Annotated in this window: 16 protein-coding genes and 1 pseudogene; 3 read left to right on the forward strand and 14 right to left on the reverse strand. The window is 60.2% G+C overall.

The window, feature by feature from the left end; translation table 11 throughout:
- Positions 1-150: 150 nt before the first annotated feature.
- The 4 genes from ccoP to ccoN are packed head-to-tail and all read right to left on the reverse strand — an operon-like array spanning position 151 to position 3,529.
- Entirely contained in the window at positions 151-1,014 is an 864-nt protein-coding gene (ccoP, locus tag CIT25_RS31355) for a cytochrome-c oxidase, cbb3-type subunit III (protein WP_095488971.1), read from the reverse strand.
- A 2-nt stretch (positions 1,015-1,016) separates the two neighbouring features.
- A complete protein-coding gene (locus CIT25_RS31360) occupies positions 1,017-1,166 on the reverse strand; it encodes a CcoQ/FixQ family Cbb3-type cytochrome c oxidase assembly chaperone (RefSeq protein ID WP_065009122.1) in 150 nt (49 codons plus the stop codon).
- An 11-nt stretch (positions 1,167-1,177) separates the two neighbouring features.
- Entirely contained in the window at positions 1,178-1,909 is a 732-nt protein-coding gene (gene ccoO, locus CIT25_RS31365) for a cytochrome-c oxidase, cbb3-type subunit II (RefSeq protein WP_095488972.1), read from the reverse strand.
- Positions 1,910-1,918: 9 nt separating this feature from the next.
- Entirely contained in the window at positions 1,919-3,529 is a 1,611-nt protein-coding gene (gene ccoN / locus CIT25_RS31370) for a cytochrome-c oxidase, cbb3-type subunit I (protein WP_095488973.1), read from the reverse strand.
- A 214-nt stretch (positions 3,530-3,743) separates the two neighbouring features.
- On the opposite strand from ccoN, the gene CIT25_RS31375 reads away from it, so the two are divergent.
- A complete protein-coding gene (locus CIT25_RS31375) occupies positions 3,744-4,193 on the forward strand; it encodes a hemerythrin domain-containing protein (protein ID WP_095488974.1) in 450 nt (149 codons plus the stop codon).
- Here CIT25_RS31375 and CIT25_RS31380 read toward each other — a convergent pair.
- Positions 4,190-4,918: a Crp/Fnr family transcriptional regulator gene (locus CIT25_RS31380; RefSeq protein ID WP_095489236.1), complete on the reverse strand. Its 729-nt coding sequence runs from the start codon at positions 4,916-4,918 to the stop codon at positions 4,190-4,192. The genes CIT25_RS31375 and CIT25_RS31380 overlap by 4 nt on opposite strands.
- Before the next feature lie 156 nt (positions 4,919-5,074).
- On the opposite strand from CIT25_RS31380, the pseudogene hemN reads away from it, so the two are divergent.
- Positions 5,075-6,422, forward strand: a pseudogene (hemN, locus tag CIT25_RS31385) (oxygen-independent coproporphyrinogen III oxidase).
- Between the two features lie 12 nt (positions 6,423-6,434).
- Here hemN and CIT25_RS31390 read toward each other — a convergent pair.
- The 6 genes from CIT25_RS31390 to CIT25_RS31415 all read right to left on the reverse strand — a co-directional run bounded on the left by CIT25_RS31390 (position 6,435) and on the right by CIT25_RS31415 (position 11,551).
- Entirely contained in the window at positions 6,435-6,866 is a 432-nt protein-coding gene (locus CIT25_RS31390) for a potassium channel family protein (RefSeq protein ID WP_095488975.1), read from the reverse strand.
- Between the two features lie 9 nt (positions 6,867-6,875).
- Positions 6,876-7,388, reverse strand: coding sequence for a group III truncated hemoglobin (locus CIT25_RS31395; RefSeq protein WP_245330078.1), 513 nt, complete (start codon positions 7,386-7,388; stop codon positions 6,876-6,878).
- A gap of 21 nt (positions 7,389-7,409) precedes the next feature.
- On the reverse strand, positions 7,410-8,282 hold the full coding sequence (locus tag CIT25_RS31400) for an SUMF1/EgtB/PvdO family nonheme iron enzyme (protein ID WP_095488976.1): 873 nt from the start codon (positions 8,280-8,282) through the stop codon (positions 7,410-7,412).
- A gap of 72 nt (positions 8,283-8,354) precedes the next feature.
- Positions 8,355-9,458 (reverse strand): copper-containing nitrite reductase, encoded by a 1,104-nt coding sequence (gene nirK / locus CIT25_RS31405; RefSeq protein ID WP_095489237.1) that lies wholly within the window; start codon positions 9,456-9,458, stop codon positions 8,355-8,357.
- Positions 9,459-9,758: 300 nt separating this feature from the next.
- Entirely contained in the window at positions 9,759-10,205 is a 447-nt protein-coding gene (locus CIT25_RS31410; protein ID WP_095488977.1) for a pseudoazurin, read from the reverse strand.
- 143 nt (positions 10,206-10,348) lie between these two features.
- Positions 10,349-11,551, reverse strand: coding sequence for an NnrS family protein (locus CIT25_RS31415; protein WP_095488978.1), 1,203 nt, complete (start codon positions 11,549-11,551; stop codon positions 10,349-10,351).
- A gap of 226 nt (positions 11,552-11,777) precedes the next feature.
- On the opposite strand from CIT25_RS31415, the gene CIT25_RS31420 reads away from it, so the two are divergent.
- Positions 11,778-12,482 carry a Crp/Fnr family transcriptional regulator gene (locus CIT25_RS31420; protein WP_095488979.1) on the forward strand — a complete coding sequence of 235 codons (705 nt, stop codon included), beginning with the start codon at positions 11,778-11,780 and terminating at the stop codon, positions 12,480-12,482.
- Here CIT25_RS31420 and CIT25_RS31425 read toward each other — a convergent pair.
- From CIT25_RS31425 to adh, 3 genes are all read right to left on the reverse strand, one after another.
- Complete coding sequence (locus CIT25_RS31425) at positions 12,479-12,694, reverse strand: DUF1858 domain-containing protein (RefSeq protein ID WP_095488980.1); 216 nt, start codon at positions 12,692-12,694, stop codon at positions 12,479-12,481. The genes CIT25_RS31420 and CIT25_RS31425 overlap by 4 nt on opposite strands.
- 96 nt (positions 12,695-12,790) lie before the next feature.
- Positions 12,791-13,129, reverse strand: coding sequence for a DUF779 domain-containing protein (locus CIT25_RS31430; protein WP_095488981.1), 339 nt, complete (start codon positions 13,127-13,129; stop codon positions 12,791-12,793).
- A 66-nt stretch (positions 13,130-13,195) separates the two neighbouring features.
- Positions 13,196-14,713 carry an aldehyde dehydrogenase gene (gene adh, locus CIT25_RS31435; RefSeq protein WP_095488982.1) on the reverse strand — a complete coding sequence of 506 codons (1,518 nt, stop codon included), beginning with the start codon at positions 14,711-14,713 and terminating at the stop codon, positions 13,196-13,198.
- Positions 14,714-14,742 lie beyond the last annotated feature (29 nt).

A 14,742-nucleotide genomic window follows, 5' to 3' on the forward strand; every position in this document is an offset into this window, starting at 1 on the left:
GCGAAATGCCGCGTTGAACTCAAGCTTTGCGGCGGGGCAGCCTGCTGCGCGTTGATGCAAGTCAATCGTCGGACATCGAATGCAATCGAGGCCCGGCGCAAGCCGGGCCTCGTCGCTTGGCTGGCGAAGGGCCGGGAATAGGACCCCCCTCTATTCCCCACCGCCAAGCGAATGGATGTAGACCGCGAGCTCCTTGACCTTGGTCTCACCGAGACGCTCAACCCAGGCCGGCATCACACCGTGCTTGGGTGCGCGGACCTGCGCGGCGATTGCGGTTTCGTTGGATCCGTAGAGCCAGATCGCATCGGTCAGATCAGGGGCGCCGAGCTCTTTGTTGCCTTTTGCATTGTCGCCGTGGCAGGCCACGCAGTTTTCGGCGAAAACCTTGGCGCCTGGCTCGACCAGTTTTGCATCTTGAACCGGGCCAGACAGGCTGGCGACATAGGTGCTGACCTGTGCGACCTGGTCCCCGGTGATGATCTCGCCAAAAGCCGGCATTTCCGACAGTCGTGTATCCGGGACGGATACGAAGCGTATGCCGTGCGTGATCGTTTGCTGGATCTGCTCGGCCGTGCCGCCCCACAACCAGTCATCGTCATTGAGGTTGGGAAAGCCTGTGGACCCTTGGGCACCGGAAGCGTGGCACTGCACGCAATTGACCTTGTACGCAGCGCTGCCGGCGGCAACAGCGAATTCGCGCAACGCGTCGTCGCCGGCAATCTCCGAGACGGTTTTCGATTGTATCGCTGCGGCATATTTCGCCTTGGCGATCTCGGCCGCAGCAAGCTCGTTGTTGACGTCTCCGCGGCTCGAATAGCCAAGCATGCCCTTGGTCGCCGAGGTCAGCATCGGCCATGCCGGATAGGCGATGGTGTAGCCGATCGCCCAGACGATGGTGATGTAGAACGTTATGACCCACCAGCGCGGAAGTGGGTTGTTGAGCTCCCTGATACCATCCCACTCGTGGCCGGTGGTAGAGATGCCCGACACTTCGTCGATATGTTCATCGCTCATGATCAGTCGTCCTTCAGAGGAATGCGGGCGGCTTCATCGGCCTGCTTGCCACTCCCGGGACGGAATGCGAAGGCGACCGTTCCGACGAAGAAAAGCGCCATGGCGAGCAGGGCCCAACTGTCGGCGAACTCTCTCATCCAGTGGTAATCCATGGTCCTTCTCCTCAGCGGTAGCCAGCGGCTTCGTCGTAGGTCTTGAAATCGACCAGCGTGCCGAGCATCTGCAGGTAAGCGACCAGGGCATCCATCTCGCTGACCTGTTGCGGATTGCCGTCGAAGTCGCCGAGCTTCGCCTTCGGATAGCGGCCTTCCAGCTCGGATGTGTTGGCATTGGGATCGGCCTGCGCGATCATGTCATCTCTGGCGTGAGCGATCATGTCTTCGGAGTAGGGGACACCGACACGCCTGTTTGCGATAAGGTGCGTCGAGAAGTCCTTCACCTCGATCGCGGTATCCTTCAGGAAGGCATAGCTCGGCATGATCGATTCCGGCACCACCGAACGCGGTTCGATAAGATGCTGAACGTGCCACTCGTTCGAGTAGCGATCTCCGACCCTGGCGAGGTCCGGCCCCGTGCGCTTCGATCCCCACTGGAACGGGTGGTCGTACATCGACTCGGCCGCCAGGCTGTAGTGACCATAGCGCTCGACTTCGTCACGGAACGGCCTGATCATCTGGCTGTGACAGAGGTAGCAGCCCTCACGCACATAGATATTGCGCCCGGCGAGTTCGAGCGGCGAATAGGGCCGCATGCCCTCGACCTTCTCGATCGTGTTGTCGAGATAGAAGAGCGGTGCGATTTCGACGATACCGCCGACTGTCACCACCAGGAGGGAACCAACGAGAAGAAGCGTGGCGTTCTTCTCGATGATCGCGTGTTTGTCCATCAAGCCCATTTTGGCTCCTTATTGTGCGGGCTGAAGGGAGGGGATGGAGGCTGGCATCGGCTCCTCCTCGCGTTGGTAGCCGAGGATGGTCATGGTGATGTTCCAGGTCATGATGACAGCACCGGCGAGATACATCGCGCCACCCACGGCGCGCATGACGTAGTAGGGATGCATGGCGGCCACGGTCTCGGCGAAGGAATAGACCAGGAAGCCCTGCTCATCATACTCGCGCCACATTAGGCCCTGCATGATGCCGGAAACCCACATCACCGCGGCGTAGACGACGATCCCGAGGGTCGCCAGCCAGAAGTGCCAGGTAACGAGCCGCAGCGAATAGAGCCGTTCACGGTTCCACAGCTTCGGCACCATGTAGTAGATCGCGCCGAACGAGATCATGCCTACCCAGCCGAGCGCGCCCGAATGGACATGCCCGATGGTCCAGTCGGTGTAGTGCGACAGCGAATTGACGGCTTTGATCGACATCATCGGACCTTCAAAGGTCGACATGCCGTAGAAGGCGATGGCCATAACCATCATGCGGATGATCGGGTCGGTGCGGAGCTTGTCCCAAGCGCCGGACAGCGTCATCAGGCCGTTGATCATGCCTCCCCAGGAGGGCATCCAAAGCATGATCGAAAACACCATGCCGAGCGTTTGCGCCCAGTCGGGCAGGGCGGTGTAGTGCAGGTGATGCGGCCCAGCCCAGATGTAGAGAAAGATGATCGCCCAGAAGTGGATGATAGACAGCCGGTAGGAATAGACTGGCCGGTTCGCCTGCTTGGGCACGAAATAATACATCATGCCAAGAAAGCCGGCTGTCAGGAAAAAGCCGACGGCATTGTGCCCGTACCACCATTGCGTCAAGGCGTCCTGGACGCCGGAGAAGGCCGAGTAGCTCTTCGAGCCCAGGAGAGACGCCGGCATCGATAGGTTGTTGATCAGGTGCAGCATCGCGATGGTCACGATGAAGGACAGATAGAACCAGTTGGCGACGTAGATATGCGGTTCCTTGCGTTTCAGGATGGTGCCGAGGAACAGGACGAGGTAGGCGACCCAGACGATGGTCAGCCATATGTCCACATACCATTCGGGCTCGGCATATTCGCGGCTCTCGGTGATGCCGAGCAGGTAGCCGGTCGCGGCCATGACGATGAAAAGCTGATAACCCCAGAACACGAACCAGCCGAGATTGTCGCCGAACAGCCGGGCGCGGCTGGTGCGCTGCACGACATACATGGACGTGCAGATGAGCGCGTTGCCGCCGAAGGCAAAAACGACGCCGGATGTGTGCAATGGCCGCAGGCGGCCGAAGTTGAACCAGGGCTCGATGTTGAGATCCGGGTAGGCGAGCTGCAGCGCGATGACCACGCCGACAAGCATGCCGACAACACCCCAGAACATGGTGGCGATGGCGCCGTAGCGGATTGGCCCGTCCATGTAAGCAGAAGGATCGACCGATGCGGCCGGCGCAAAGCTGGTGTTGCGCAGGAGGACGATGACAAAGCCAAGCAGCAAGAAGAAAAGCACCCACATGTGCTGGCGAAACGGCTCGTCCACACCGAAGCCGGCGGCCACTAGAGCCACAAACGCGAAAAGGCCCAAAGCGACGATTTCTGTGCCGAACTTCATGACAGTCCCCGATGTCGGATTCCGATGCGCGGACGCCAATCCGCAGCAACACCAATTCCGCGGCTGCATCCTCGCCGCCTTGATTCAAATCAAAGCTGCATGGTTTTGGATTGGGCAGCGTTGGTTTTGCGAACGAGTTGGAGGCGGCCATTGAACGAAGAGAAAGAGCGGGGATCGTCGCTGTTCGAAGTGCGCCGCGAGAATTCGATGCTAGCTGGCCAATCCGGCAGAGAGGCAATCCCAAGCGCAGTACGCGCACAGGGAGAAACTGCAGCTCTGTGATGCTCTGGAGAAAATCGCGGACGCCTTGCCGAACGTCGATCGCCTGAAGTGCCTTGGCACAGCCAACGCAATCGTCCCATTGTTGCGCAATATTCATCAATATGAAGAAACGATCATCTTCCCAGCCTATGAAGCCGCTACAGGCGGCAATGCCAACCTTGCCTCAACCCGGCGATTGCGCGCCGAACACGTCGAAGATGAATGCTTTGCCGGCGAGGTGACTGAAATCCTGCTGGCGGTCGGCCATGGTGAGACAGTCGAGAATGCCGAAGCGGTCGGCTTCATGCTGCGCGGCTTTTTCGAAAGCATGCGCCGTCATATCGCGTTTGAGCGCGAGCATGTCTTGCCGGCGATCGGAATCGTCGATCAGGGCGTAATCTAGGCGCCGGAGCGTCGCTCCAGCCGGCTGAGACTATCGACCGTCACATGCCGGTTGTTCTCGATCCGGATCACGCCGTCCGTTCTTAGCCTGGTCAACTGGCGGCTCACCGTCTCGATCGTCAGGCCGAGGAAATCGGCAATGTCGGCGCGTGTCATCGGCAGGTCGAAAGTCGCCGACTTGGCGGTGGGGTCGACCGTGGGATCGATGTTCCTGGCGATCATCAGCAGAAAGCTCGCCACCTTTTCCGAAGCGGTCTTGCGTCCCAGCGTCACCATCCACTCGCGTGCTTGATCGAGCTCGTTCAGCGTTTGCTTGAGCATGCGATGTTCGAGCTCCGGCGATTCCTTCATCATCCGTTCGATGGCGGCCTTCGGAAACGAACACAGGGAAACGGCGGTTGCGGCTTCCGCGTTGATCGCGCTTTCCACCTTGAACGGCCGTCCCAGAAAGTCGGGCGCAAACTGAAGGCCGACGATCTGCTGGCGTCCGTCCGAAAGGCTCTTTGTCAGCTTCACCACGCCCGAAAGCACATTCGAAAAGCTGTCGACGGTCTCGGCGTCGCCAATCAGTTCGATCCCCGGCTCGATCTTGTGCCTCGACGAGGTCTTGGCGAGCCCGACCAACTGGCCGGGATCGAGCGCACCGCAGACGCCGCGATGCCGTGCCTCGCAAGACTGGCAAAGCACAGGAATATCGGCACTGTGAACGTCCTGCCGCACTATCATCATAATCGTCCCGACGGATCCAAGGTGCCCGTAAGATAGCATCGGCGGCAGAAAATCTGTTGCGGCAGTTTGTCCGCGGAGGGCCTTGACCGAAATCAAGGCGACGGTGCGGATCTGCAGCCAGAATTCAGCCTTGCAAGGATGATGGAAGGCGACATGCGACCGGAAATGGCTGCCAGACTTGGCGAGAATGTCCCCCGCTACACCAGTTACCCGACCGCGCCGCATTTTCATTCAGGCGTTGATGCTGCCGTCTATCGTGGTTGGCTGCAGGGGCTCGATGATGGCTGCGAGATCTCGCTGTACCTGCACATCCCCTACTGCGACAAGCTTTGTTGGTTCTGTGCGTGCCACACCAAGCAGACACGCCATTATGAACCGGTGACCACGTATCTGCGCTCACTGCACGCTGAAATAGCTACCGTCGCCAGTCTTGTCGGAGGCAAGGGCCGTGTGGGTGCCGTCCATTTCGGCGGTGGCTCGCCGACGATGCTCAAACCCGAGGATATGGTGGCGCTGGGAACTGTCCTGCGCAACAGTTTCGAGTTTCTTCCCGGCGCCAAGATCAGTGTCGAAATCGAACCCAACGATATGGACGATGCTCGCCTCGGTGCACTCGCCGAAATCGGCATGACGCGGGCGAGCCTCGGCGTCCAGGATTTCGATCTTAAGGTGCAGAAGGCGATCAACCGCGAGCAGAGCTTTCTGCAGACCAAAGCGGTTGTCGAGGGCGTTCGTTCGCGGCGTCGAATCAGTCAATCTCGACCTGCTCTACGGCTTGCCGCATCAGACCCGGGACAGCGTCTCCTCCACCGTGGCGCAGGCGCTGACTCTGGAGCCGGACAGGATGGCGCTTTTCGGCTATGCGCATGTGCCCTGGTTCAAGAAGCACCAGACGATGATCGACGAAGCGTGGCTGCCGAATTCGGTCGAACGCTTCGCTCAATCGCAAATTGCCGCTGGCCTTATGCTGAAGGCAGGGTATCAACCCGTGGGGTTCGATCATTTCGCCAGATCCGGTGATGCGCTGGCCGTTGCGGCACGGACCGGAACCTTGCACCGGAACTTCCAGGGCTATACCGAGGATCGCTGTGAGACACTGATCGGGCTTGGTCCTTCATCGATCAGCCAGTTCCGCCAGGGCTATGCACAGAACATGCCGGCGACCGCCGAATACGGACGCATGGTGGAGCAGGGAGGTCTGGCTGCCGTGCGCGGCATCGAGTTGTCGGAAGATGACCGCGTGCGCGGCTGGATTATCGAAAGGCTGATGTGCGATTTCGCCTTCTCGGCGATCGATCTGGTCGAACGCTTCGGCGAAATCGGCCAGAAGCTTCTGCTCCAGGCGAGTTCCGTCGCCCTTCGTGATCCTGCTCGGTTGCTGGAACTGAATGGCGACAGTTTCGTAGTGCCGGTGGAAAATCGTCCCTTTGTTCGCAATATAGCGGCCAGGTTCGACAAATATTTCGAAACCGGTAAAGCCAAGCATTCGGTGGCAGTCTGAGCACCGGCCTGATCAGAAATGCTCCCCGGTCTTGAATGGGCCGATTCGGGTGCCAGCCGCGATCACATAGGCGGTCGACCAGCCAATGAGCAGAAACCCGTTCACCCCCTCGAGCGCCGCCAGCACGCGCCACCCGTGAGCGGGTACGACATCGCCATAGCCGACCGTCGAAAAGGTAACGGTCGAGAAATACAGTGCGGTTTCGAAGTCGGCAAAGATATCGAGCAATCGGTAGAGCCCTGCCCATAGCCAAACCTCAGTGGTTATGATGGCAAACAGCCCCATCACTACACTGATCATCGCGACTATACGGCTGCGGCGACCGTGCATGCGAAACCGTGCCACCAGATGCCCCATCGCATGGGTAACGGCGATCAGACCGAAGGTATGAATCAGGACCGTCATGCTTATGACGATCGTGCCGACGAAGAGATTGAGGGCCATGCGACGAAATTAGGAATCTCTCGGGGTGCGTTCCTTGCGCGAAATCAAAACCGGCCGAGTTTCGCCGAGGCCGGCCTGTTCGCCACAGACGGTCACGGCAGGAACGGGACGAAAGAACATCGCCAGCTTCAGGCTTGTCGCGATCCGCTCGGCTCGGTCGACAAACACCGCCGCCGGCTCCGGAGCGAAGAGTTCAGCCGCCGTCTGGCCGAACAGGCCCTGCCAGATCTCGAAATCGGCCTCGGTAACGTCCTTGAGTTTGAGGTGCGCCGGCACCGGGCGTCCGTGATAATCGCCGCTCTTGAGGATGACGGAACACCAGAAGTCCGTCATTTTCTCGAGATGGGGCTCCCAGTCGCCGGTGATCTCGCGCGCGAAAATCGGCCCCAGACGCTCGTCGCTTCTGACTTTTGCGTAGAATTCGCGGACCAGTTTTCCGACAGACTTTCGATCGACGCCAGTATGGTTCAGAGGCTGTTCCGCGATCGGGCGCGCCCGATCCAAAGCTAATTTCAATGTCATCATGCACTCTTGTTTATGCTGTCAGGAGAAGCCCAGGCGCCGAAGGGCAACCTGCACGAGACTGGGCTGGTCGCGGACAAGCCGGAAACCCAGATTGTCGGGCGGCGTGCCGACTGCGCAACCGCCGCTCTTTCCGTCCCGGATGAAGTTCGACATATAGGTGCGGTGGAACCCCTCAACGACGTGCACGCCGCAATTGTCGATCGAACTCGCGGTCCGCTTACCATCAATATCTATCGTGGCGTGGGAATAACATGTCGAGGTCCATTCCCAGACGTTTCCCGCAATATCCGCTAGGCCTTTTGAATTGGTACCGAAGGACCCTTGAGCCCTCGGCTCTGGATCAGGTTTCCGTCCGAGCGAGGCCTCCAGGCGATACTGTGTCAGCCACCGGCGCGCCGGGTTGTTCGGGTCGCTTTCGCCGCCCTCAATGTCACCTCGGAACCGTTCACTGGCCGCATAGGCCCACTCCACGTCTGTCGGCAACCGCCATGTCCCTCCTGTCCGCGCCGAGAACCACCTCGCGTAGGCTTCGGCATCGAGATAGCTCACACCGGTGACCGGAAGGTGTCCGACATTGCGTGCGTCTGCTGGCTTGCAGGCGCCGTCCGCCACACAACGTCCATATTCCGATACACTGACTTGGTATTTCATGATTTCCAGTGGCGCGTCGATGGAGGTTTGCACGACGGGCGCTGCGACAGGATGGTTCTCCTTGAGGAATTCCCCAGCCTGTGGGTGCTCAAACGAGCCGGGTCCCAGGACCACCAGTTCGCTTACGGCGACCGGTTGGGAGAACTTCAGGGGACTCTCGCCGAACGTATGGGCTATGCCCATGCTGATCAGTGTGGCAGCCGCAATTGTCCCGAAGGTGAAGACAGGGTCGAAGGACATGGCATCAAGTCCGGCTGCGAGTACAACCCTTTGGCTCCGCCGCCGGGTTGCACTGAGGATCGGATCTCCCGTCTACGAGGCGATCGCCTTGGGCGGTTCGACCTGCATCATCAGATCGTCGTCCCAGTTTCCCTCGACGGTAAAGTGCGCGGTCGCGCCGAGTTCGACTGCCTCGATCAAATTATGGTTCACATAGGCGTAGATGCCTGGCTGCAGGAACGTGTAGAGCGCCGCGCCGGCCGATCCGCCACGAATGAACCAGGTTTCCAGGTCTTTCGCGGGAGGGTTGGCGAACTTGCCCTGTTCCCAGACAAAGTCGCCATGCCCGCCGATCAGGTGCGGACGCGTGTCGCGGTTCGCCTGCGAATGAACGATCAATATCGTTTCGCCGACCTTTGCCTTCATGGCATTGTCCCCGGTCAAGGAACCGGCCTTGCCGTTGAACACGACATGCGTCGGGATCAGCCCGCGCATGACCCTCATGGTTTCTTCGTAATTGTCGCCGGCCGACTCGTACTTCTTGAATTGCCCTTGCTCGTCGCGCGGGATGTAGAAATCGTTCTCGCCGACGTAATAGATGCGGTCGTAGCGGACCGGCCTGCCCTTGTCGTCCTTGAGGCCGTCGCGCGGCAGCACCATCACCGCCCCGCTCATGCCCGACACCACGTGCCATGGGATCATCGCGCCGCCGGGTGCGCAGTGGTAGACGAACGTTCCACTCCGGGTCGCCTTGAAGCGCAGCGTGACCTGCTCGCCCGGATTGACCAGCGTCAATTCGCCACCGCCAAGCGCGCCGGTAGCGGCGTGGAAATCGATGTTGTGGGCGAGGGTGCTGGTGTCGGGGTTGACGAGCGTGAGCTCGAGATAGTCGCCTTCATGCACGACCATCAGAGGACCGGGAATCGAGCCGTTGTAGGTCATTGCATTGAGCTGCGTGCCGTCGGCGTCGATAACCACCGGCTTTTCCTCGATCGTCATGATGAATTCGACGACCTTTGGACCGCCCTTGGCGACCTGATCATGAGCATGGACGAACGGCGGCGGGACCATGGTTACCTTTTCACGGGGCAGCCCGGCGACATCCTTGGCGCTTGCCACGGCCGGCATTGCACCAACAGTGGCGACCGCGGCTGCGGTAAGAACAGAACCCAACAAAGCTTCGCGTCTCGTAAGCATTTCCATCTCCTTGGTTTCGGCCATTCGATGTCGTCAGAATAGTCTCGGCTCCGGCCAAGTCTTTGCGCTAACGCAAATCCAAAACGTTGATGCAATTTTCTGTGTTTTGGAGACTGCATGTACCAACGTGGACGCCGAACCGGATGGGAAGCCGCGCCTGAGAGAGGGCAACTCCCATCAGATCGGAGGGCATCGGCTCTGCTGCATGAAATCGGGAATGAAATAGGCCGGGCTGGACCTCTCCCCTGGTCCACCCGGCCTTCCCCCGGCCGCCGAACCGGAGGGGATCTGTGAAAAAGGTTAGTTAGAGGCGGTCTTGGTCACTTCGGCGAACAGTTCGGCGAATACTGGTTTGGCTTTTCCGACCTGCTTGACGGCTTCCGCTGCTGCCAGGTTGATAGGCTTACCGACCACGATCAGTGCGACCATGCCCATGCCGTAGTGTGGAGCGCACTTCACGCCATAGACCCCCTCCTGGGTCACGGTCACGGCAATTTCCGCGTTGGGCTTGCCCTTGAAAGCTTCAGCTCCGTCCGGGATCATGCCCTTGATGCTTTCGGCGTTGTGGGACTTGTCGGTCGGCACGAACTTGATCGTGTCTCCAGGCGCCGCCCGAACAAAGGCAGGCTGGTAGACCATTGAGCCCTTCTCTCCCTTGTTCAGCATCTGCACGACATGTTCTTCGGCATTTGCCGCACCGGCGATGGAGAGCAGGGCGATGGCCGCGGCGATCAGTGGCAATTTCATGGGGGATCCTTTCTTTGTTCATCACGGCATCAACCGTTGCGCTCTTCTACGTGACCGAGAGACTTGGAAATTTGCGCTGGCGCAAATTGGCATGCGAAATGTGCATGGGAGAGAGCTGCCTGGTCTAAGGAGCCGGTCGGCCTTCAAACGGCGGTTCTCGGCTGCCTCACTTGCAAACGTGGTCGAATGAGCATCCCGCCGAATAGGCCCGCGTAGCCGATGAAGGATGCGACCCATAGCGCCGCCGAAATGTGGAGAAGCATCGCTTGCGCCGGTGAGAATGCAGCACCGATGCGAAAAAGGGCCGCAAGCGCGATCGCGACAAAGATCACACAAGTGCCGATGCTTGCCCGCAGTTCGCGACCTGTGTGTCCGAGCGTGGCGCGGGTCATGACGGCGAGCGTCATACATGCAACCGCTCCGACGCCGAACGCATGAATGCCGGCTACTGCGGGCACTTTCTCGGGCACGAAGACAGCGAGGCCGGCAATCAGGAGGCCGATCGGCACGAAGGCGAACGCGACATGCAGGATCAGCACCAGAGGATCGCGCAGCGCTCGGTCTCCGGCCCACCGGGCAAGCCGAATGGTATTGAGAATCGCCCCCAAGATCAGCATTGCCCCGGTGCCAGCACTGTCTGGAAGAAAGGCCCAGGCCATCAATCCCGCTGCTGAGAGCGTAATCGCTCCCACGTCGAACCTGCCGAACGGGACCGGAAGCCGTCCCGGTCTCTCGCGCGCCAGCCAATTGCGGGTGAAGGAGGGAATAATGCGGCCACCTATGATCATGATGAGGACCACCGCTGCGCCAAGACCGAGGCGGCGGCCGATGTCGGACACGCCTTGATAGTGCGCCTCGGCATGAAACGTCATATTCGCTGCCAGAAGCACCGTCACAGGCAGAAGGACCTTGAGGTTTCGCCAGTTTCGGCCGGCGATGATTTCCGTTGCGGCGGCGGCGACAACCGCGAGAAGAAAGGCGCAGTCTATGATGGCGCCGAGCAACCACCCTGTCTCCGCCGAAAAGAAGACGACGAACCGTCCCGCGCACCAAAGCAATGCGAGCGCCAGCAGGGGAGGGCCCTGCACGGGAAGACGTCCGGTCCAGTTCGGGATTGCAGTTAGCAGGAAACCCGTCACAACAGCCGCCAGATAACCAAACAGCAACTCGTGGACATGCCAGTCCACGGGCGAGAAGACGCTGGAGGCTTCGAGCTTGCCGTAGAACAAAGGCAGCCAGAACAGGATAGCTGCGCCGGCCTGCAGGGAACCGAGGAGAAAAAATGGCCGGAAACCGTAAGAGAGAACTGCCGGATAGGCGCTTGGCCGCGTGCGTGGAATTGCCATGATATCCCCTGAAATGAAAGCTACGGGCGGACGTGACAGGTCATGTCGACGGCTGCCACTTCGGTCGTTCTATCCTGGCCTGGCAGACGGAATTTGCCGCTGCGCAAACAAGATCGGGAATTTCAGGAAAGGCGCGCGCCTCTTGCCGCCCATCGGTCGCCCATGAGACATTCTCCGACCAGGCGACCTGGATGCGTTGCCGTGGTCAAGTTCGGGAGGAACGGAGTTGGGTAGCCTCGATCGCTCGCTGATTGCCGGGTTGTCTGTCTTTGAAGGCATAGCCGCCACGGATCTCGACCGTATTGTCGGCCAGGCCCGGTCACAGAGGATTGCCAAGGACCACCCGGTGTTCCAGCAGGAGCAGGAAGCACATTCGTTTTTCCTGCTGCTCGACGGACATGTGCGCGTCGTGAAATCGACGCCTGACGGCCACGAGGTGACGGTGCGATACATAAGTCCAGGCGAGTTGATGGGCATCGCCCATGCGCTTGGCCGCACCACTTATCCGGCAAATGCGATAGCTGCCGTCGATTGCGTAGTTCTTGCCTGGCCGAGCCGCCTGTGGCCGGCATTCGCCGCCGATTTCCCCAGTTTCAGCGCCAACACCTACAAGGCCGTGGGCAGCAGGCTGCAGGATGCCCATACGCGCGTCATCGAGATGTCCACCGAGCAGGTGGATCAGCGCGTCGCCCATGCGCTGCTCAAGCTGATCAAGCAGACGGGCAAAAAGACCGAGGAGGGCATCCTGATCGACTTCCCCATCTCACGTCAGGACATTGCCGAGATGACGGGAACAACGCTCCATACGGTGAGCCGGCTGCTCTCGGCATGGGAAGACCAGGGATTGGTCAAAAGCGGACGCCAGCGGGTGACCGTGGTCGAACCTCACCGACTCCTTCTAATCGCGGAGGGCCGTGAAGAAAAAGGCTAATCCGGGACGCCGGCGTTCGTCACCGCCAGCAGGTCGCAACGGAGTTCTTCTTCACTCAGATCGTGCTCCCGTGCCGCGTCGGAAACTGTGTGAAACGAAGCAATCGGGCAGCCGACGCAAAGCATGCCGTGCTGGAGCACGACCCGGATGGCCGCCGGCGACCTACTCATGATTTCGTCCATCGTCGCATCGTCGCTGAATTTGTGTTTCATGCTGCTTGTCCGCGCTTTGGAAGCGGACATATTGCATCCGCTTCGCGGGATGCTCGTTGCGCTGAGACAAGGAGGAAACAGGCCGATGCACCCTCATCACGGTTGAACGGCGCAGATCGTCGACCGCGTCAGGAACCGCTTCTCCCGCCCGTTGTCCAGCGAGAACATGCCGCCGCGGCCAGGCACCACGTCGATAATGAGGTCGGTATGTTTCCAGGCCTCGAATTGCGACGCACCGATGTAGAACGGCGTTTCGCCGATGTGACCGAGCAGCACGTCATGGTCGCTGACGATGAAGCCGGCACGCGGATAGCACATCGGCGAAGAACCATCGCAGCAGCCGCCGGATTGATGGAACAGCACCGGACCGTGCTCGGCCACGATCTCCGCGATCAATTCAAGCGCTGCCGGCGTTGCCGTGACCTTGGCATGCATCGCTTTTTTCGATTTCCAGTTTGGGCGCGGCCCCCTGCGGAGCCGCGCCTGTGAGCCAAAAGGCGATCAGAAGAAGCCGAGCTTCTTCGGGCTATAGCTTACCAGCATGTTCTTGGTCTGCTGGTAGTGGTCGAGCATCATCTTGTGCGTCTCGCGTCCGATGCCGGACTGCTTGTAGCCGCCGAAAGCTGCATGTGCCGGATAGGCGTGATAGCAGTTGGTCCAAACGCGCCCGGCCTGGATTGCCCGGCCGAAGCGATAGGCACGGTTGGCATCTCGCGTCCAGACGCCGGCGCCGAGGCCGTAGAGAGTATCGTTGGCTATCGCCAGCGCTTCGTCGTCGTCCTTGAAGGTCGTGACCGAAACCACCGGCCCGAAAATCTCCTCCTGGAAGATTCGCATCTTGTTGTGGCCCTTGAATACCGTCGGCTTGACGTAGTAGCCGCCCGCCAAATCGCCGGGCAGCACATTGCGGGCGCCGCCGGTCAAAACCTCGGCTCCTTCCTGGCGGCCGATGTCGATGTAGGACAGGATCTTTTCCAGCTGTTCGGACGAGGCCTGGGCACCGATCATCGTCGCCGGATCGAGCGGATCGCCCTGCACGATCGCCTCGACGCGCTTCAGCGCACGTTCCATGAACGTGTCATAGATCGATTCGTGAATGAGCGCGCGGCTTGGGCAAGTGCAGACTTCGCCCTGGTTCAGCGCGAACATGACGAAGCCTTCGATCGCCTTGTCGAAGAAATCGTCGTCCTCGGCGACGACATCCCTAAAGAAGATGTTGGGCGACTTGCCGCCCAGTTCAAGCGTGACGGGGATCAGGTTCTGGCTGGCATATTGCATGATCAGCCGGCCGGTCGTGGTCTCGCCGGTAAAGGCGATCTTAGCAATGCGCGGCGACGATGCGAGCGGCTTGCCGGCCTCGAGGCCGAAGCCGTTGACGATATTGAGCACGCCCGGCGGCAGCAGATCGCCGACAAGATCGGCCCACAGCAAGATGGCGGCCGGCGTCTGCTCGGCAGGCTTCAGAACCACGCAGTTTCCGGCAGCGAGCGCGGGAGCAAGTTTCCAGCATGCCATCAGCAGCGGAAAGTTCCAGGGGATGATCTGGCCGACCACGCCGAGCGGCTCATGGAAATGATAGGCGACGGTATCGTCGTCGATCTGGGAAAGGCTGCCTTCCTGGCCACGCAAGGCGCCGGCGAAATAGCGGAAATGGTCGATGGCCAAAGGCAGGTCAGCCGCGGTCGTTTCACGGATCGGCTTGCCGTTGTCCCAAGTTTCGGCGCGAGCGAGGAGATCGAGGTTTTCCTCCATGCGGTCGGCAATGCGGTTGAGGACGAGCGAGCGCTCGGCCACGCTTGCGCGCCCCCAGGCATCCTTGGCCGCGTGCGCCGCATCCAGAGCCGCCTCGATGTCGTGGGCATCCGAACGCGCCACCTCGCACAGCAGCTGGCCGTTCACCGGCGAGAAGTTCTCGAAGTAGCGGCCGGAGTGCGGCTCGGCCCATTTGCCGCCGATGAAATTGCCGTAGCGCTTGTCGAAGGGCGCCTTGACCGAGCGTGAGAATTCAACCTTGTTCATGTGTCTTCCTCCCAAAGCTGACGTCGCGG

This window comes from Mesorhizobium mediterraneum, assembly GCF_002284565.1.
GTDB lineage: Bacteria > Pseudomonadota > Alphaproteobacteria > Rhizobiales > Rhizobiaceae > Mesorhizobium > Mesorhizobium mediterraneum.

Bases quoted from the DNA above. Each gene is read 5' to 3' on its own strand.
- nirK (WP_095489237.1), bottom strand. From the start codon at position 9,458: ATGCTTACGAGACGCGAAGCTTTGTTGGGTTCTGTTCTTACCGCAGCC.
- ccoP (WP_095488971.1), bottom strand. From the start codon at position 1,014: ATGAGCGATGAACATATCGACGAAGTGTCGGGCATCTCTACCACCGGC.
- CIT25_RS31415 (WP_095488978.1), bottom strand. From the start codon at position 11,551: ATGGCAATTCCACGCACGCGGCCAAGCGCCTATCCGGCAGTTCTCTCT.
- CIT25_RS31380 (WP_095489236.1), bottom strand. From the start codon at position 4,918: ATGATAGTGCGGCAGGACGTTCACAGTGCCGATATTCCTGTGCTTTGC.
- CIT25_RS31400 (WP_095488976.1), bottom strand. From the start codon at position 8,282: ATGTCCTTCGACCCTGTCTTCACCTTCGGGACAATTGCGGCTGCCACA.
- CIT25_RS31395 (WP_245330078.1), bottom strand. From the start codon at position 7,388: ATGACATTGAAATTAGCTTTGGATCGGGCGCGCCCGATCGCGGAACAG.
- CIT25_RS31410 (WP_095488977.1), bottom strand. From the start codon at position 10,205: ATGAAATTGCCACTGATCGCCGCGGCCATCGCCCTGCTCTCCATCGCC.
- ccoN (WP_095488973.1), bottom strand. From the start codon at position 3,529: ATGAAGTTCGGCACAGAAATCGTCGCTTTGGGCCTTTTCGCGTTTGTG.
- CIT25_RS31430 (WP_095488981.1), bottom strand. From the start codon at position 13,129: ATGCATGCCAAGGTCACGGCAACGCCGGCAGCGCTTGAATTGATCGCG.
- ccoO (WP_095488972.1), bottom strand. From the start codon at position 1,909: ATGGGCTTGATGGACAAACACGCGATCATCGAGAAGAACGCCACGCTT.
- adh (WP_095488982.1), bottom strand. From the start codon at position 14,713: ATGAACAAGGTTGAATTCTCACGCTCGGTCAAGGCGCCCTTCGACAAG.
- CIT25_RS31425 (WP_095488980.1), bottom strand. From the start codon at position 12,694: ATGAAACACAAATTCAGCGACGATGCGACGATGGACGAAATCATGAGT.
- CIT25_RS31390 (WP_095488975.1), bottom strand. From the start codon at position 6,866: ATGGCCCTCAATCTCTTCGTCGGCACGATCGTCATAAGCATGACGGTC.
- CIT25_RS31360 (WP_065009122.1), bottom strand. From the start codon at position 1,166: ATGGATTACCACTGGATGAGAGAGTTCGCCGACAGTTGGGCCCTGCTC.